General features: G+C 69.5%; 14 protein-coding genes. 4 read left to right on the plus strand and 10 right to left on the minus strand.

The window, feature by feature from the left end:
• Positions 1 to 45: 45 nt before the first annotated feature.
• From ROA7023_RS04375 to ROA7023_RS04385, 3 genes are read right to left on the minus strand one after another with little or no spacing between them, the layout of a single operon-like run.
• Positions 46 to 444: an RNA-binding S4 domain-containing protein gene (locus ROA7023_RS04375; protein ID WP_085877801.1), complete on the minus strand. Its 399-nt coding sequence runs from the start codon at positions 442 to 444 to the stop codon at positions 46 to 48.
• Between the two features lie 6 nt (positions 445 to 450).
• Positions 451 to 3,321 (minus strand): helicase-related protein, encoded by a 2,871-nt coding sequence (locus ROA7023_RS04380; protein WP_085877802.1) that lies wholly within the window; start codon positions 3,319 to 3,321, stop codon positions 451 to 453.
• A 46-nt stretch (positions 3,322 to 3,367) separates the two neighbouring features.
• Positions 3,368 to 3,925, minus strand: coding sequence for a tetratricopeptide repeat protein (locus tag ROA7023_RS04385; protein WP_085877921.1), 558 nt, complete (start codon positions 3,923 to 3,925; stop codon positions 3,368 to 3,370).
• A gap of 73 nt (positions 3,926 to 3,998) precedes the next feature.
• Between ROA7023_RS04385 and ROA7023_RS04390 the strand changes: the two genes are divergently transcribed.
• From ROA7023_RS04390 to ROA7023_RS04405, 4 genes are read left to right on the plus strand one after another with little or no spacing between them, the layout of a single operon-like run.
• Positions 3,999 to 4,289 (plus strand): SCP2 sterol-binding domain-containing protein, encoded by a 291-nt coding sequence (locus ROA7023_RS04390; RefSeq protein ID WP_085877803.1) that lies wholly within the window; start codon positions 3,999 to 4,001, stop codon positions 4,287 to 4,289.
• Position 4,290: 1 nt separating this feature from the next.
• A complete protein-coding gene (locus ROA7023_RS04395) occupies positions 4,291 to 5,226 on the plus strand; it encodes an alpha/beta fold hydrolase (protein ID WP_085877804.1) in 936 nt (311 codons plus the stop codon).
• A gap of 48 nt (positions 5,227 to 5,274) precedes the next feature.
• The gene (locus ROA7023_RS04400; RefSeq protein ID WP_085877805.1) at positions 5,275 to 6,291 is read left to right on the plus strand and encodes a ligase-associated DNA damage response exonuclease; all 1,017 of its coding nucleotides are present in this window, start codon (positions 5,275 to 5,277) and stop codon (positions 6,289 to 6,291) included.
• A complete protein-coding gene (locus tag ROA7023_RS04405; RefSeq protein WP_085877806.1) occupies positions 6,292 to 7,881 on the plus strand; it encodes an ATP-dependent DNA ligase in 1,590 nt (529 codons plus the stop codon). It abuts the gene before it with no gap.
• 83 nt (positions 7,882 to 7,964) lie between these two features.
• Here ROA7023_RS04405 and ROA7023_RS04410 read toward each other — a convergent pair whose 3' ends face one another.
• The 7 genes from ROA7023_RS04410 to ROA7023_RS04440 all read right to left on the minus strand — a co-directional run bounded on the left by ROA7023_RS04410 (position 7,965) and on the right by ROA7023_RS04440 (position 16,654).
• Positions 7,965 to 8,906 carry an ABC transporter permease gene (locus ROA7023_RS04410; RefSeq protein ID WP_085877807.1) on the minus strand — a complete coding sequence of 314 codons (942 nt, stop codon included), beginning with the start codon at positions 8,904 to 8,906 and terminating at the stop codon, positions 7,965 to 7,967.
• Positions 8,903 to 9,955: an ABC transporter permease gene (locus ROA7023_RS04415; RefSeq protein ID WP_085877808.1), complete on the minus strand. Its 1,053-nt coding sequence runs from the start codon at positions 9,953 to 9,955 to the stop codon at positions 8,903 to 8,905. The genes ROA7023_RS04410 and ROA7023_RS04415 overlap by 4 nt, the downstream gene beginning before the upstream one ends.
• Positions 9,945 to 11,498 carry an ABC transporter ATP-binding protein gene (locus tag ROA7023_RS04420; protein ID WP_085877809.1) on the minus strand — a complete coding sequence of 518 codons (1,554 nt, stop codon included), beginning with the start codon at positions 11,496 to 11,498 and terminating at the stop codon, positions 9,945 to 9,947. Before ROA7023_RS04420 ends, ROA7023_RS04415 begins: the two co-directional genes overlap by 11 nt.
• The gene (locus ROA7023_RS04425; RefSeq protein WP_085877810.1) at positions 11,495 to 12,874 is read right to left on the minus strand and encodes an amidase; all 1,380 of its coding nucleotides are present in this window, start codon (positions 12,872 to 12,874) and stop codon (positions 11,495 to 11,497) included. Before ROA7023_RS04425 ends, ROA7023_RS04420 begins: the two co-directional genes overlap by 4 nt.
• A gap of 65 nt (positions 12,875 to 12,939) precedes the next feature.
• Positions 12,940 to 13,929 (minus strand): BMP family protein, encoded by a 990-nt coding sequence (locus ROA7023_RS04430; RefSeq protein ID WP_085877811.1) that lies wholly within the window; start codon positions 13,927 to 13,929, stop codon positions 12,940 to 12,942.
• Between the two features lie 177 nt (positions 13,930 to 14,106).
• The gene (locus tag ROA7023_RS04435; protein ID WP_085877812.1) at positions 14,107 to 15,399 is read right to left on the minus strand and encodes an amidohydrolase family protein; all 1,293 of its coding nucleotides are present in this window, start codon (positions 15,397 to 15,399) and stop codon (positions 14,107 to 14,109) included.
• A gap of 367 nt (positions 15,400 to 15,766) precedes the next feature.
• Entirely contained in the window at positions 15,767 to 16,654 is an 888-nt protein-coding gene (locus ROA7023_RS04440) for a LysR substrate-binding domain-containing protein (protein WP_085877813.1), read from the minus strand.
• Positions 16,655 to 16,735: the final 81 nt, after the last annotated feature.

The following is a 16,735-nucleotide window of genomic DNA, read 5'->3' on the forward strand; positions in this document are numbered from 1 at the left end:
CCCCGAATGTCTCGCGCGAGGACCTAGTGCAATGCCGGGGCAACTTCAACCGTCCTCGGACCGGTTCCCCGGCAGATGTTTCGCCATGTCGCGCCGATCCTTGGCCGAGGGGCGGCCCTTGCCGTCATAGCGCGGGCCGGACGGCGCGGACGGCGCCTCCGGCGTCAGATCCTCGTAAAGCTCCTGCGCCTCGGGGGCGGGCCCGCGCCGCACGCTGGCCGCCAGGATCCGCACCACGCGAATCTGTTTGCCTTGCGGAAAGGTCAGAACATGACCGGCCCGCACGCTGCGCGACGGTTTCGACACCGGCGCCCCGTCGACCCGCACCCGCCCGGCATTCACCAGATCGGCCGCCAGCGACCGGGTCTTGAAAAACCGCGCATGCCAGAGCCACTTGTCGAGCCTGACTGTTTCCGGCCGCTCAGCCTCTGGCCGGTCCGCCACGCCGCCTCAGTTCGGCTTGAACCCGGCGAGCGCCGCGGCGAAGGGGTTGTCGGGGTCGATCTTCTTTTCCTTGCGGGGCGGCCGCGCCTCGTGCTGGCGGGGACCATCGGACTTGGCCGCACCCTTGCCACCCTTGCCGCCCTTCGGCCCCTTGCCGCGGGCCTGTTGCGGCTTGCCGCGGCCCTTCTGCTGGCCATCGCGCCGGGGGCCTCTCTCGCGTCGGGGGAGCCAGGTGAAGGTGTAGAAGACCTCCATCTCCGGTGGTTCCACGGGCTCGACCGGAGTCTCCTCGGCCACCGAATCTGGCTGCGCCTGATCCGGCGGGGGCATGTCCGGCACCTCTATCGGCATGTCCGCGGGCATTTCCTGCGGAGTCTCGGGCGGCGCCTCCGGCGGCGTTTCCACCGGCGTCTCCTGGGGCGTCTCGACCGGGGTTTCGGGTGGCGTTTCGGGAGGCGTCTCCGGGGGCGGCTCGTCCGGCACCTGCGCCGCGGTCGCCTTGATCTTGGGCCGCTCGCCCTTTTCGGCGGCATAGCCCAGGCCCTGCATCAACCCGGCGAATTGCTCCAAAGTCATGCCGGTGATCGACAGCATGTCGGCGGTCGCCTCAAATCCATTGCGGCTGTCGCGGTCCCGCACCATGTCGGCCAGACGTTCCAGCATGTCGATCCGGATCGCCCGTTCGCCGGCGGCGCGGTAGCCCGACATCGCATAGACCTCGGCCTCGACCCCGTCGACCGCGGGCACGGTCACAAGGCCGGGCGGCGGCGCCTCGGGGAAGGTGTCGAATCCGCGGGCCAGCGACCAGAGCACCAGCCTCAGCCGGGTCGGCGCGGGTTTGAGCATCAGCGGCAGGAACACGGTGAACTGGCCGAACCGCACCCCGTGCTTGCGCAGGGCCGATCGCGCGTCCTGATCCAGGGCCTTCACCTCTGTCGCGACCGCGCTGCGCGGGATCACGCCCATGGTCTCGACCAGGCGATAGGCGAAGCCGCGGGCCGCGCCCGTCATCTCGGCATCGTCGCGCAGCTTCAGCAGCGGCTCGAAATCCTTGGCGATCTTGCGGTCGATGAAATGCTGCAACCGGCGCTGCACCTTCTGGGCAACCTCCCGGCCGGCCTCGTCATCGACGAAAGGCGTCACCTGCGGCGACAGCGGATCGGTGCCCGCGACCAGCTTGCCGACGGCCTTGTCGCCCCACATCAGCCCGCCCTGCTCGGTAAAGTCGAGCTCTGGGTCGGGCGCGTTGTAGAAGCGGTCCGCCATCAGGTGGAATTGCGGCGCCAGGGCCTGGACAGACGCCTGACGCACCGTCTTGTCCTCATCGGCCGCGCCGGATTTGTCCTGCCGGAAACGGAACCCGTCCAGCCGTCCGACGAATTGACCCTCGACAGTCACTTCGCCCTTGTCGTTCACCTCGGCCACCATGGCCTCCTTCTGCTTGAGCCGGCGAAGCAGAACACTGGTCCGCCGGTCCACAAATCTCTGGGTCAGCGCACCGTGCAATGCATCCGACAGGCGATCTTCTACAGCGCGAGTGTCCTCACGCCAACGAGAATCGTCCCCAGTCCAGCCCTTGCGCTGCGCGACATAGGTCCATGTGCGGATATATGCCAATCGTTTGGAGAGCGTGTCGATGTCGCCATCGGTGCGATCCAGCCGCGCGACCTGCCGCGCGAGCCAGGCGTCCGGCACCCGGCCCGCCTCATGCAGATAGCCGTAGATCTGCCGCAGCATGTTGGCATGCTCGCCGTGCGAGATGCCGCGAAAGTCGGGGATCCGGCAGACATCCCACAGCAGCCGGATCGAGGGCCCATCCGACGCGCGGGCCACGACCTCGGCATCGGCGGAAAGCGCTTTCAGGGCGGTCAGGTCATCGGCCTCGCGCACCCGGGTCAGCCAGTCGTCGTCGGTCTTGCGCTCCAACGCGCCGATCAGCCGGCCGACCGATCCGAATTCCAGCCGGGCGTTGCGCCATTGCAGCTTCTTCACCGGCCGGAAACTGTGGCTGGTGATCGCCTCGACCGAGCCCGGGTCGATGTCGGGCGCCTCTCCGGTGACGCCGAAGGTGCCGTTGTTCATGTGCCGGCCCGCCCGGCCCGCGATCTGGGCAAGCTCGTCATCGGCCAGCATCCGCATCCGGCGGCCGTCGAACTTGCTGAGCGCGGAGAACGCCACGTGGTCGATGTCGAGATTGAGCCCCATGCCGATCGCATCCGTCGCCACGAGGTAATCGACCTCGCCCGACTGGTACATCTCGACCTGCGCGTTGCGGGTCCTCGGGCTGAGCGCCCCCATGACCACCGCGGCGCCACCCTTCTGGCGGCGCAGCAGCTCGGCGATGGCATAGACATTTTCAACCGAAAAGCCGACGATTGCGGCCCGCCCCGGCATCCGGCTTATCTTTTTCGAACCCGAATAGGTCAGCTCGCTGAACCGCTCGCGCCGCAGGAACTGCACCCGGTCGACCTTCGCCGCGATCGCCGGGCGCATGGTCTCGGAGCCCAGAAACAGCGTTTCATGCAGGCCGCGGGCATTCAGCAGCCGGTCGGTGAAGACATGGCCACGCTCGGGATCGGCGCAAAGCTGGATCTCGTCGATGGCAAGGAAATCGCAGCCCATGCCCTCCGGCATCGCCTCGACGGTGCAGACCCAATACTGGGTGCGCTCAGGCACGATCCGTTCCTCGCCCGTCACCAAAGCCACCACCGACGGGCCGCGCACGGCCTTGATCCGCTCATAGACCTCCCGGGCGAGCAGGCGCAGCGGCAGGCCGATCACCCCGGTCCGGTGCGCCAGCATCCGTTCGATGGCATAGTGGGTCTTGCCGGTGTTGGTCGGGCCGAGAACGGCCGTTATCCGGGAGTGCGCGGTCATCGAGGCCCCTTGCCCGTGTCGGTCGCCGTCTGGAGACCTCTGGTGGCTACAGTGTCACGCCGTTGAGCCGTTCCACAAGCCGATCCCGGGCCGCCTCGATGTTGTCCATCAGCGGGTTGATCGCCAGGATGGCGTCGATGACCTCAAGCGCCTCCTGCTCCTCGCCGATCTCTTCGAGGATGATCGCGAAGCCCCGCATCGCGCCGTAATGGCGCGGATTGAGCACCAGCACCTGGCGGATGTCGTCCAGCGCCGGGCCGTAGAGGTCGAGCATGAAATAAGCCGTCGCGCGCCCGTTGTAGGCCTCCGCGAAGTCGGGGGCATGGTCGATCGCGGCGGTGAAATGCTCGGCCGCGGCCCCGGGGTCGCCGTTTTCGAGCGCATCGATCCCACGCTGCCACAGCAGATCTATCGCCGCAGATCCGCTCCGCGACCATTCCGTTGCGATTCGCTCCTCGATCCGGGCGGCTTCCTCGGCCGATTGCGCCGCGCCCAGGCTTTCGAACATCTCGTCCAGCGTTTCGGTGGATCCAGGTAAGGAAAACCCGACCACGGCCACGCCCGACGCTACGATCTGTTTGATGATATCTTTGATGCTAGCCATATAGACCAATGTAGAGATCAGACGGCCGGGCGCCAGCCCCCGGGTCGTCACAAACAGCGGAAGGACGGCGAGAATGAGCGAAGTGGTGACAGAGGCCGTGCGCCAACTCAATGAAAAGATGGGCGGCCAGGGCTTTGACGGGCCAGCGAAATTCGTCATCGAGGACGAAGGCAGCATCATGATCGATTCAACCGGCGCACATGAGGGCGACGACGATGCCGAAGTGACGCTCTCGGCAAGCGCCGAGACGTTCAAGGCGATTCTGGACGGGTCCGAGAACGCGACCGCGGCCTATATGACCGGCAAGCTCAAGCTCGACGGCGACATGGCGACCGCGATGCGTCTTGCGAGCGTGATCAGCTAGGATGGAGCCTGCGCCGTATTTCGCGGATGTGGCCGACGGCCCGCCGGACGGGGTCGCCCATTGGGTGACCACGTCGGACGGGCTGCGGCTTCGCGTCGGGCATTGGCCGCTGGAGAAGGCCTCCGGCACGGTCCTGATCTTTCCAGGGCGCACGGAATACATCGAGAAATACGGCCGCGACGCGCAGGCCCTGGCCGAGCGCGGCTTTGCCGCGGCGACGATCGACTGGCGCGGCCAAGGGATCTCCGCCCGGATAAACCCGGATCCCAAGCTCGGCCACGTGGATCGGTTCGTCGATTACCAGACCGATGTCGCGGCCTTCCTCGACCATGTCGACCTGCTGGACCTGCCGGGGCCGTATTTCCTGCTGGCCCATTCCATGGGCGGCTGCATCGGCCTGCGCTCGGTGCTTGAAGGTCTCCCGGTTCCGGCCGTCGCCTTCTCGGCGCCGATGTGGGGGATCCAGATGTCGGCGGCGCTGCGCCCCATCGCCTGGGGCCTGTCGTCGCTGTCGCGCCCGCTTCGGTTCAGCCGCGCCTTCGCCCCGGGCCAAGTGGCCGAACCCTATATCCTGCGGTCCGACTTCGCGGTCAATTCGCTGACCTCGGACAAGAGCATGTTCGACTACATGCAGCACCAGCTGCAGGCCCATCCCGACCTGGCCCTGGGCGGCCCCTCGCTGCACTGGCTCAACGAGGCCCTGCGCGAGATGCGCGGGCTCGTGGACGCGCCCTCCCCCGATCTGCCCTGCGTCACCTTCCTCGGGACCGACGAGGCCATTGTCGACCCCGCCCGCATCGAAGAGCGGATGGCCCGGTGGGACGGCGGCGACCTGGTCCCGATCCTGAACGGCCGCCACGAGGTTCTGATGGAGACGGCGCATCACCGCCGGGCGATCTTCGACCGGATCGCAGAGCACTTCTCCGCCGCGGCCTGAGCACCGAAAATCGTGGCGCGACCCGGGCCCGCGCCCTAGCTCTGTCCCATGGCGAACGTGCTCACCTTCACCGATCGCGGCATCTATTGTCCGGCGGGCGATTTCCACATCGACCCCTGGCGCCCGGTCGACCGGGCCCTGATCACCCATGGCCACGCCGACCACGCCCGCCCCGGCATGGGCCGCTACCTCTCCACCGAGGCCGCGGCCCCCGTCATCCGCCACCGGCTGGGCGACATCGCGCTCGACACCGTCCGCTATGGCGAGGGGCGCCGGATCGGCGGGGCGCAGGTCTCGTTCCATCCCGCCGGCCACGTGCCCGGTTCGGCCCAGATCCGGGTGGAGGTCGCGGGCGAGGTCTGGGTCGCGTCGGGCGACTACAAGGTGGTCGACGACGGCCTGTCCGAGCCGTTCGAGCCGGTCCGCTGCCATGCCTTCATCACCGAATGCACCTTCGGTTTGCCGGTCTTCAACTGGACGCCCCTGCCCGAGCTGCGGGCCCAGATCAACGCCTGGTGGTCGGCGAACGCGGCCGAGGGACGCCCGTCGATCCTGGGCGCCTACTCGTTGGGCAAGGCCCAGCGCCTGCTGCACGACCTCGACCCCGCCATCGGCCCGATCCTGACCCACGGCGCGATCGAGAACACCAACGCGGTGCTGCGCGGCCAGGGGCTGTCCCTGCCCGACACCACGTTGGTGACCCCTGACACCAGGGCCAAGGACCATCCCGGCGCCATGGTCCTGGCACCGCCCTCGGCCCTCGGCTCCGCCTGGGCGCGGCGCTTCGCCGGCGCTTCCACCGCTTTCGCCAGCGGCTGGATGGCCCTTCGCGGGGTGCGCCGCCGGCGCGCCGCCGACCGCGGCTTCATCGTGTCCGACCACGCCGACTGGCGCGGGCTGAACAGCGCCATCGCCGCCACGGGCGCGGAGCGCATCTTCGTCACCCACGGCTATACCTCGGTCTTCCGCCGGTGGCTGTCCGAACAGGGCTACGACGCCGCCATCGTCGAGACCGATTATTCCGGCGAGAGCCTGGACGCGCCCGACGACCCGGAGGCCGCCTGAATGCGCGATTTCGCCACCCTCTTCACCCGCGTCGACCAGACCACCCGGACCAATGCCAAGGTCGCGGCCCTGGCCGAGTTCTTCGCCACCGCGGCCCCGCAGGACCGGCTCTGGTGCATCGCGCTGTTCTCGGGCCGCCGGCCCCGGCGCGTCATCACAACCACCACCTTGCGTGAATGGGCCGCCGAGCGCGCCGGCATCCCGCTGTGGCTGTTCGAGGAAAGCTACCCCGTCGTGGGCGATCTGGCCGAGACGATCTCGCTGGTGCTGCCCCCCGCCACCACCGAAGAGGACCACCCCCTCAGCCACTGGATCGACCGCCTTGCCGCCCTGTCGCAAGCCGAAGACGACAGCCGCAAGGCCGGCATCCTCGCCGCCTGGGACAGCATGGAGCGCACCGAGCGTCTGCTCTTCACCAAGCTCCTGACCGGCGGCTTCCGCGTGGGCCTCAGCCAGAAGCTCATGACCCGCGCCCTGGCCCAGGCCACCGGCCAGGACGAAGCGGCGCTCACGCACAAGCTCATGGGCTCCTGGACCCCGCGCACCACCAGCTGGGAGGCGCTGATCGAGGCCGATGACCCGGGCGCCGACCTCTCCCGGCCATACCCGTTCTACCTCGCCCACCAGAAAGAGCCCGATGCCGACCTCGGCCCCGTGACCGACTGGTTCGCCGAGCGCAAATGGGACGGTATCCGCGGCCAGCTGATCCTGCGCGGCGGCAGCCACCACCTGTGGTCCCGCGGCGAAGAGCTGATGACCGACCGTTTCCCGGAGCTTGCCCGGCTGATCGACTACCTGCCCGCCGGCACGGTCCTCGACGGCGAAGTGCTGGCCTTCAGCGACGAGGCGCCGCTGCCGTTCAACGCCCTGCAGAAACGCATCGGCCGCAAGACCGTCCCGAAACGGCTGCTGGCCGAAAACCCGGTGATCCTGATGGCCTACGACCTGCTCGAGGATGCGGGCCGCGACATCCGCCACCTCCCCTTCGCCGAGCGCCGCACCCGGCTGGCCGAGCTGGTGGCCACCGCCCCGCCCGGGGCCCCCCTGCGCCTGTCGCCCGAGGTCACGGCCGCCGACTGGGCCGGGCTCGCCGCCGAACGCGCCCGCTCACGGGCCGTGAACGCCGAGGGGTTGATGCTGAAACGACGCGACAGCCCCTACCTCGCGGGCCGAAAGCGCGGCGATTGGTGGAAATGGAAGGTCGACCCGCTGACCATCGACGCGGTGATGATCTACGCCCAGGCAGGCTCCGGCCGCAGGGCGACGCTGTTCACCGACTTCACCTTCGCCGTCCGCGACGGCGCGGCGCTGGTGCCCTTCACCAAGGCCTATTCCGGCCTCACCGACGCCGAATTCCGCCAGATCACGGCCTGGGTCCGAAAGAACACGCTGCAACGCTTCGGGCCCGTCCGCCAGGTCACCCCCGAGCACGTGTTCGAGATTGCCTTCGAGGGCATCCAGACCAGCCCGCGGCACAAGTCCGGCGTGGCGCTCAGGTTCCCCCGCATGTCCCGCTGGCGCCGCGACAAACCGGTCTCCGAGGCCAATACCCTCGACGACCTCCGCGCCATGCTCGACGCCTACGGCTGACCTCCCTTCATCTTGGCCGGAAAACTCCGGGGGTGAATTGCGCCGCAGGCGCAAGCGGGGGCAGCGCCCCCGGCCACGTGCGCCTAACGCTCTCCGCGCCGGTAAGGCTGCATCAACGCATGCGGCACCCGCGCCCGCCGCGCCATCACGATCAGCGCGAGGATCGACAACAGGTAGGGCAGCATCAGGAACAGCTGGTAGGGCACCCCGTCCACCACCGTCTGCAACCGCAACTGGTAGGCGTCGAAGAACGCGAACAGCAGCGCCCCGAGCAGGGCCCGCCCCGGCCGCCAAGACGCAAAGACCACCAGCGCCACGCAGATCCAGCCCCGCCCCTGCACCATGGTCGGGAAGAAGCTGTTGAACGCCGCCAGTGTCAGGAACGCACCGCCCATGGCCATCAGCGCCGACCCCACCATGATCGTCCCGATCCGCAGCCGCACCGGGTCGATCCCCTGGGCATCCGCCGCATGGGGGTTCTCACCGGTCATCCGCAGCGCAAGGCCCAGTGGCGTGCGATAGAGCAGCCACGCCAGCATCCCCACGAGGACCAGCGCCAGATAGGTCGGCGCGGTCTGGTTGAACAGCGTCGGCCCCAGGTACGGAATGTCCGACAACCACGGCACCGGCAGGGGGCGGAATGGCTCCACCGTGGGCGGGGAGGACGATGTCGGCACCGCCAGCCGGAAGATGTAATAGGACAGGCTCGAGGCGAACAGAGTGATACCTAGGCCCGTCACATGCTGGCTCAGCCCCAGCGGCACGGTCATCAGCGCGTGCAGCAGCCCGAACATCAGCCCCGCAAGCGCTGCCGCCAGCATCCCGGCCCAGAGGTCGCCCCCGGAATAGACCGCAAGCCAGCCCGCCATCGCCCCGAACGACATGATCCCCTCGATCCCGAGGTTCAGCACCCCGACCCGCTCGCACAGCAGCACCCCGAGGGTGCCGAAGATCAGCGGCGTGGCGATCCGAAGCACGGCTTCCCACATGCCGATGGTCAGAAGGATGTCGAAAAAGGCACTCATCTGCGGATCCTGTATTGGGTCAGGAAAATCGCCACCAGCATCGTCAGCAGCGACAGCGCCACGGTCACGTCGGCGATGTAGGACGGGATGCCCAGCGCACGGCTCATGGAATCCGCGCCCACGAACATCACCGCCGAGAACAGCGCCGCGCCGATCACGCCGATCGGGTTCAGATTGGCGAGCATCGCGATCACGATCCCGGAATAGCCGTAGCTGGGCGAGAGATCGGTCGAGACATAGCCCTTGACCCCCATCACCTCGACCGCGCCGGCAAGCCCCGCCATGCCACCCGACAGGCACGCCACCGCGATCAGCGTCCGCCCCAGCGGCACCCCGGCGAAGGAGGCCGCCCGCGGGTTCAGCCCCGCCGCCCGCGAGCGCATGCCGAAGACCGTCCGGCTCTGCAGCCACCAGACCACCACCGCCGCCGCCAGCGCGATCAGCAGGCCCGCGTGCAGGCGGCTGCGCTCCAGCAGCTTGGGCAGCAGCGCGGAATCCGGCACTGGCACCGATTGCGGCCAGCCGAAGGCCAGCGGGTCGCGCATCGGCCCCTCGATCATCATCGACACGAAGAGCACCGCCACGAAGTTCAGAAGCAGGCTGGTCACGACCTCGTCGACGCCGAACCGCAGCCGAAGCCCCAGCGGCACCAGCAACAGCGCCATCCCCGCGGCCGCCCCCGCCGCCAGGCACAGCGGGATCGACAGCGCCCCGGGCAGCGACGCGATGCCCGGCACCATGGCCACCGCCGCGACCGCGAGCGCCCCCATGTAGAGCTGCCCCTCGGCCCCGATGTTCCACAGCCGCGCCCGGAACGCGACCGCCGCCGCAAGCCCCGTCAGCAGCAACGGCGTCGCCCGCGTCAGCGTCTCCGAAATCCCGAGGCGCGAGCCGAACGCGCCCTTCAGGATCAGCCCGTAGGCCTCGAAGACATTGGCCCCCGCAATGGCGATCAGCCCGCCCGCGACCACCAGCGCGGCCAGGATAGCCCCCACAGGGGCCAACAGCGTCAGCACCGCCGAGGGCTGGTCACGGCGTTCAAAGCGCATGATGCTTCTCCCCCTCACCCTCGCCGGCGATGGCCCGCGCTGCGGACCAGTCGCCCGCCATCATCAGCCCCAGCAACCGCGCATCCGCCCGGTCTGCCGGGATCGCCGGCGACAGTTTCCCGCCCGCGATGGCCTGGATTCGGTCCGACAGGGCGATCACCTCGTCCAGGTCCTCGGAGATCAGCAGCACCGCGGCACCGCGGCCCCGCGCCTCCAGCAGCCGCGCGTGCACCCCTGCAATGGCGCCCTCGTCCAGGCCCCGGCTGGGCTGGGCGGCGACCAGGATCGACGGATCGGCGGTCAGCACGCGGCCCAGGATCAGCTTTTGCATGTTGCCGCCCGACAGAAGCCGGATGCGCCCGTCCACGGTCGCGCCGCGCACGTCGTAGTCGCGAATGATCGCTTCGGTCGCGGCGCGGGCGGCGGCGCGTTTCACCACCCCGCGCGACGAGAATTCCGGCGACCAGATCCGCTCCAGCACGGCGTTCTCCCAGGTCGTCATCTCGGCCACGGCGCCTTCGGTGTTGCGGTCCTCGGGGATGCGGCCGATCCCGGCGGCGATGGCGCCCGGCACGTCGTGGCGCCGGGGCGCCTCGCCCGCCACCAGCAACGCGCCGCTGTCAGGCGGATAAAGCCCCGAGACCAGCCCCGCCAGCGTGGTCTGCCCGTTGCCGGACACACCGATGATGCCCAGCGTCTCGCCCGCGCGGACCTTGAAGCTCGCCCCCTTCAGGGACGCGCCGCCCTTGCCGCCGACCTTCAGGTCGCGCCCCTCCAGCAGCACCCGGCCGCGGGCCGTGTCGGTTCGGCTCGGACGCTCGACCTTGCGCCCGACCATCAGCTCGGCCAGCTCTTCCTTGCTGGTGTCGGCGGTGCGCCGCTCGGCCACCACCCGCCCCCGCCGCAACACCGTAACCCGGTGCGAGGCCGACATGACCTCGTGCAGCTTGTGCGAGATGAAGACCAGCGACAGCCCCTTGGCCGCCATGTCCCGCAGGGTGTTGAACAGCCCCTCGGCCTCTTGCGTGGTCAGCACCGCCGTCGGCTCGTCCAGGATCAGGATGCGGGCGTCGTTGTAGAGCGCCTTGAGGATCTCCAGCCGCTGGCACTCGCCCACCGACAGTTCCGACACCATCGCGTCTGGATCGACCTTCAGGCCGAATTTCTCGGACAACGCCAAAAGCTTGGCCCGCCCCGCCCGCCGGTCCGAGCGCAGCCGCCAGAGCGGTTCGGTCCCGGTCATGACATTGTCGAGCACCGACAGGTTCGGGGCCAGCGCGAAATGCTGGTGCACCATGCCGATGCCGGCCGCGATGGCGGCACGCGGCCGGCCGGGGGGCAAGAGCTGCCCCTCGATCCTCACATTGCCCGCGTCGGCGGTGTAATGGCCGAAGAGGATCGACATCAGCGTCGTCTTTCCGGCCCCGTTCTCCCCCAGCAGCGCGAGAATCTCTCCGCGGTCGAGGTGCAGCGACACGTCCTCGTTCGCGGTCACGGACCCGAAGCGTTTGGTGATCCCGTCGAGTTCAAGGACGCGGGTCATTGCGGGCCTCCGATCAGGGGGATGGGGTGGCGCCATTCTGCCGTGCGCTCCAGCGCGGCGGCAAGCCCCATCAGCCGCAGATCACCCCCCATGGGCGCGATCAGCTGGACCGGCAGGGGCAGGCCGTCCTTGTCCGCGCCGAATGGCAGGGTCAGGGCGGGGGCGCCGGTGACATTGGCCAGCGTGGCATAGGGGGCAAAGGCGCCCATGGCCGCGAAATGGCCCGCGACGTCGCCATGGTCGGTCGGGAAATGCCCCAGCGGGACCGGCGCCGTCGAAAGCATCGGGGTCAGCAGCAGATCGACCGCGTCGAAAACCTGCCACAGCCCATGGGCCGCGGCCACGCCCGCCTGCAGCGCCGACCACAGCGCCGGCGCGGTCAGCACCCGCCCGCGAGAGATCACCGCCTGCGTCATCGGCTCGCACAGGGACGCGTCCAGATCGCCCTCGAAAAGCGCGGCGAGATTGGCGCAGACGATATGGTCGAAGGCGGAGTCGCAGCGGGTGACGATCTCGGCGAGCCGTTCATGCGGAAGGACGCGCAGGCGGTGGCCCAGTTCCTCGGCGGCGCGACCGGCGGCCTCGACCGCCGCCGCGCGGTCCGGCGCGATGCCGGGGTGATCCACCACGAGGCCGATGCAAAAGGTCCCGGCCTCGGGCAGCTGATCCGGGTCAGGCTCCGGTCCCTGCGCAGCGCCGGCAAGGCCGCGCCACAAGGCGCGGGCGTCGCGCAGGCTGCGGGTGATCGCGTATTCGCTGGCGATGCCGCCGAGGTGGTTGCCAAAGCCGGGCCCCGCCGGGATCGCCCCGCGCGACGGCTTCAGACCGACCAGCCCGCAGGCCGCGGCCGGCACCCGGGTCGAGCCGCCCGCGTCGGTGGCATGGGCCAGCGGCACGATGCCCGCGGCCACCGCCGCAGCACTGCCCCCCGAGGAGCCGCCTGCCGAAAGATCCGGGTTCAGCGGGTTCCGGCAGACCGGGCCGATGGCCGGTTCGCTTGACAGCGACAGGCCGAATTCCGGCACAGTGGTCAGCCCGAACGGCCGAAAGCCCAGGGCCCGGAACCGCGCGGCAAGGACGCTGTCCTGCCGGCCGCGCCGCCGGGCAATCGCCGCGGACCCGGCTCGCGCCGGCAGTCCCGCGAAGGGGGCGCACAGATCCTTGGCCAGCAGCGGCACGCCAGCAAAGGGCCCCTGCTGCGCCGCGGGGACGGCCGCATCGGTCATCCAGCTGACCGCGCCCAGCCCGGCACAGGCCTCGGCCCGCGCCTTTGCTCGGTCCATCGCATCCTCGGCCGACAGCTCCCCCGCCGCGATCGACACGGCAAGGCCCAGGGCGTCGGCAGGCGCGAAATCGGAGACGGAAAAGCTGTCCATTGCGCGGGCTCCGCCCCGACCCGCCGCGGGATCGGCAGGCGGGGCAGGCTCTTGGCGTTCGGCCGTCAGGCGGGCTCGTCGAAGTTGCGCGGCACCTCGAATTCGCCGGCCATGATCGCCGCCCGAACCTCGAGCATGTTGGCCACGGCCTCGGGCGGGGCCACGCCCTCGACCAGCATCAGGTCGTTGCCGCCGTCCTCCATCAGGCTGAGCGGGGTGTAGTTCTTGCCCACCGGGTTGCCTGCGGTGGCATCGGCGAGGGCCGCGTTCACCAGCGGCCGGAAGTTCCACAGCGCGTTGGCGAAGACCGTGTCGGGATAGCGCGGGGTGTAGTTGATGAGCGAGCCGATCGCCTTGATCCCGCGTTCCTGCGCGGCGTCCGCGGTGCCGATACGCTCGCCGAAGAGAATGTCAGCGCCGGCGTCGATCTGGGCCAGGCCGGCCTCGCGCGCCTTGGGCGGATCGAAGAAGGTGCCGATGAAGCTGACCAGGTGCGTGGCGTCCGGGTTCACCGATTTCACCCCGTCGGCAAAGCCGTTGATCAGCATGTTGACCTCGGGGATCGGGATCGCGCCGACGCTGCCGACCACCCCGGTCTCGGTCATCGCGCCCGCCAGCATCCCGCCAAGATAGGCCGCCTCCCAGTTCCAGGTGCCGAAGACGCCGAAATTGTCGCCCGAGGCCTCGCCCGAGGACCCCATCAGGAACGCGGTGTCGGGGTAGTCGGCCGCGACGGTGCGCGCCTCGCGCTCGACCGCGTAGGATTCGCCCACGATCAGAAGGTTTCCGGCCTCGGCGAATTCGCGCATGGCACGGGGGTAGTCGGTGCCCGACACGCCCTCGGAGAAGGTATACTCGATCACCCCCTCGGCGTCCGCCTCGACCATCGCGGCATGCAGCACCGAGTTCCAGGCGTTCTCGACCGGCGAGGCGTGGATTCCGGCGACCTTCACCGGGCCAGACTGGGCGCGGAGCGCGGGCGCGAAGAGGGGCGACGCGCCAAAGGCGGCGCCGGTGGCCAGCAGGCGGCGACGGTTCATGATGAGCTTGGACATGTGCATCTTTCCCTTGTCGGTCCGGGCGGCGGTTTCAGGCATGTCTGCACGGGCCGCCTCGGGTCTGAGTGACGACAAGCAGGCGCGGCGCGGACAGGGTCTGTCAAGCATGGCCGCGCCAAACGGCCAGCGCCGCCAGACCCTGCCCGCGCCGCTGCCCACCTTTTGACCAACCGGTCAAATGGCGTTGCGAGGTGCATAGTCCGGCGGGTCGACGCTGTCAGGCCTGCCCTCGAGCGTGAGCCGGCTGACCTCGGGGGCGGTTTCGGCCAGAACCCGGCCCCGGCGCAAGACCAGCAAGCGGTTCGGGCGCAGGCGAATCGCCTCGGCGGGATCCCTGGCCTGCAGCAGGACCATGTCGGCGTGACAGCCAACCTCCAGCCCGTAGCCCTCCAGCCCCATGATCCGGGCCGAATTGACCGTTACCGCATCGAACAGCGCCCGTTTCTCGACGCCCGAGCCCATCTGCGTCGCGTGCAGCGCCATGTGCGCCACGTCCAGCAGGTCGCCGGAACCCATGGAATACCAGGGATCGAGGACGCAATCCTGCCCCAGCCCGACGGGGATGCCCGCGGCCATCAACTCGGGGATGCGGGTCAGGCCACGCCGTTTCGGATAGGTGTCATGGCGTCCCTGAAGCATGATGTTGATCAGAGGGTTGGGGATCGCGGCCATCTGCGCCTCGGCCATCAGCGGGATCAACTTGGAGACGTAGTAATTGTCCATCGAATGCATCGAGCTGAGGTGCGAGCCCGCAACGCGGCCCTGCAGGCCATGGCGGATCGTCTCGGCGGCCAGGGTCTCCACATGGCGCGACAGGGGATCGTCGGTCTCGTCGCAATGCATGTCGACCGGCAAGCCCCGGTCGGCGGCGATCCGACAGAGCGCCGCGACGGAGCGGGCGCCGTCCTCCATCGTGCGCTCGAAATGCGGGATGCCCCCGACGATATCGAGCCCCATGTCCAGCGACCGCGTCAGCGCCGCCTCGGCCCCGGCTGCGCGAAAATAGCCGTCCTGCGGGAAGGCCACGAGCTGCAGCTCCAGGTAAGGCGCGACCCGCTCACGCACCTCGATCAGCGCCTCGGCGGTGACCAGCCGGGGGTCCGAGACATCCACGTGGCTGCGCACCGCCAGCAGGCCCTTCGACACCGCCAGATCGCAATAGCGCAGGGCGCGCTCGACCAGCGCCTCGCGCGTCAGGGTCGGGCGCAGTTCGCCCCAGAGCGCGATGCCCTCCAGCAGCGTCCCCGAGACGTTCATCCGGGGCAGGCCGAGCGACAGGGTGGCGTCCATGTGGAAATGCGGATCCACGAAGGGCGGGCTGAGCAGGTGGCCGCCGGCGTCGATGACCTCGCCCGCCTCGGCCTCCAGCCCCGGCTCGATGGCGGCGATCTTGCCGCCCCGGACGGCGACGTCCTGCCCGGTGCGCCCGTCGGGCAGGGTCGCGTCGCGAAGGATCAGGTCAAACATGTCGGCAGGCTCTGTTTTGATTGCAACCGGCGGCAGACTAGCACGACGGTCGGTGGTGTCCCGCCAAAAGTGGCGTCGGTCCATCCACTGGCCGCCGTCGACGTTGTCGTCTTGCGCCACGATGGAATCCGCCTCGGACAAGGCCAGAATGGCCGCCGTGCCGGCCAGGTCCGCCGGGATCGCGAAGCGGTGCGCGGGCGGCGCCGGTATCGACGGCGGGGTGTCCGGCCAATCGGGTCGAGGTCTGGCGGATCCTTGTTGCATGCAACGCGCCCGGGCCGGGAGCCGCGCCGAGACGGATGATGTCGGGCGGGCGGCGCGATCGAACCTCAAGAACCGCGCCCACCATGGGGCTGTGCGGGCGGGTTCAGGGCCGCGCGGCGTCCTCGATCAACCAGGCGCCAAAGCGCTCGGCCGCGTCGTTGCCGCGCTTGTGCCGGGCGACGAGGTAGAAGGCATCGCGCGGCGCAAGCCGTGGCAGACCGGCCGTGACAAGCTGCCCCGCCGCGGCCAGCGCCCCGGTGATCGACCGCCAGCCCAGGATAAGACCGTGCCCCTCAAGCGCGGCCTGCGTCGCCTGCACATAGTTGGTGAACGCCTGGCCCCGCGCCGCAATGGCAGGCTGGCCGGTGCGGCGCAGGTAGTCGCGCCAGGTCACCCAGGATTGCTCGGCGGAGTGCACATGCAGCAGCGGCACCGCCTCGGGCGGGACCGGGCCGGCAAACCGCTCGCGCAGGGCCGGGAGGCACAACGGCTCGACCGTCTCCGCAAAGAGCCGGCGGACCTGCCCGTCGCTCCAACGGCCGTGGCCGTAGCGGATCGACAGATCGACGCCCTCGGCCAGATCGGGGGCGCCCATCTGGGTCGTGATGACGTTGACCGTCAGGTCGGGGTCGGTCTGGTAGAAGGCCGCGAGCCGGGGCATCAGCCAATAGGTCGCCACGCCGATCGAACAGGCCACCGTGACGGTCCGCCCCCCCTGGGTTCCGGTCCGGCGGATGTGGGCGAGGCAGGAATCGATCCGCCCCAACCCCTCCGCCAGGGCCTCCGCCAGCATCTGCCCGGCTTCGGTCGGCCGGGCGGGCCGTCGGCTGCGGTCGAGCAAGTCCGCGCCGACGTGGGATTCGAGCTGCCTGACCGCCTGGCTCACCGCGGGCTGCGTCACGTTCAGCTCGGCCGCCGCCGCCTGGATCGACCCGGTCCGCGCCACGGCGGCAAAGGCAAGCAGAGTCCGGAGGGGCGGAAAGGCGGGCATGACAGAATAACCCTAGGGTTATAGTTTGATAGCTGCAATCGCCGTTTCCCGCGTGCCGCCCCAAGGCTAGGCTGATTCCAG

Origin of the sequence: Roseisalinus antarcticus, assembly GCF_900172355.1 — a bacterium.
Lineage (GTDB): Bacteria > Pseudomonadota > Alphaproteobacteria > Rhodobacterales > Rhodobacteraceae > Oceanicola > Oceanicola antarcticus_A.

What these genes read in the sequence shown, in the direction of transcription:
- ROA7023_RS04380 (WP_085877802.1), bottom strand. Translation starts at nt 3,321, where the DNA reads ATGACCGCGCACTCCCGGATAACGGCCGTTCTCGGCCCGACCAACACC.
- ROA7023_RS04385 (WP_085877921.1), bottom strand. Translation starts at nt 3,925, where the DNA reads ATGGCTAGCATCAAAGATATCATCAAACAGATCGTAGCGTCGGGCGTG.
- ROA7023_RS04390 (WP_085877803.1), top strand. Translation starts at nt 3,999, where the DNA reads ATGAGCGAAGTGGTGACAGAGGCCGTGCGCCAACTCAATGAAAAGATG.
- ROA7023_RS04395 (WP_085877804.1), top strand. Translation starts at nt 4,291, where the DNA reads ATGGAGCCTGCGCCGTATTTCGCGGATGTGGCCGACGGCCCGCCGGAC.
- ROA7023_RS04400 (WP_085877805.1), top strand. Translation starts at nt 5,275, where the DNA reads ATGGCGAACGTGCTCACCTTCACCGATCGCGGCATCTATTGTCCGGCG.
- ROA7023_RS04405 (WP_085877806.1), top strand. Translation starts at nt 6,292, where the DNA reads ATGCGCGATTTCGCCACCCTCTTCACCCGCGTCGACCAGACCACCCGG.
- ROA7023_RS04410 (WP_085877807.1), bottom strand. Translation starts at nt 8,906, where the DNA reads ATGAGTGCCTTTTTCGACATCCTTCTGACCATCGGCATGTGGGAAGCC.
- ROA7023_RS04415 (WP_085877808.1), bottom strand. Translation starts at nt 9,955, where the DNA reads ATGCGCTTTGAACGCCGTGACCAGCCCTCGGCGGTGCTGACGCTGTTG.
- ROA7023_RS04420 (WP_085877809.1), bottom strand. Translation starts at nt 11,498, where the DNA reads ATGACCCGCGTCCTTGAACTCGACGGGATCACCAAACGCTTCGGGTCC.
- ROA7023_RS04425 (WP_085877810.1), bottom strand. Translation starts at nt 12,874, where the DNA reads ATGGACAGCTTTTCCGTCTCCGATTTCGCGCCTGCCGACGCCCTGGGC.
- ROA7023_RS04430 (WP_085877811.1), bottom strand. Translation starts at nt 13,929, where the DNA reads ATGTCCAAGCTCATCATGAACCGTCGCCGCCTGCTGGCCACCGGCGCC.
- ROA7023_RS04435 (WP_085877812.1), bottom strand. Translation starts at nt 15,399, where the DNA reads ATGTTTGACCTGATCCTTCGCGACGCGACCCTGCCCGACGGGCGCACC.
- ROA7023_RS04440 (WP_085877813.1), bottom strand. Translation starts at nt 16,654, where the DNA reads ATGCCCGCCTTTCCGCCCCTCCGGACTCTGCTTGCCTTTGCCGCCGTG.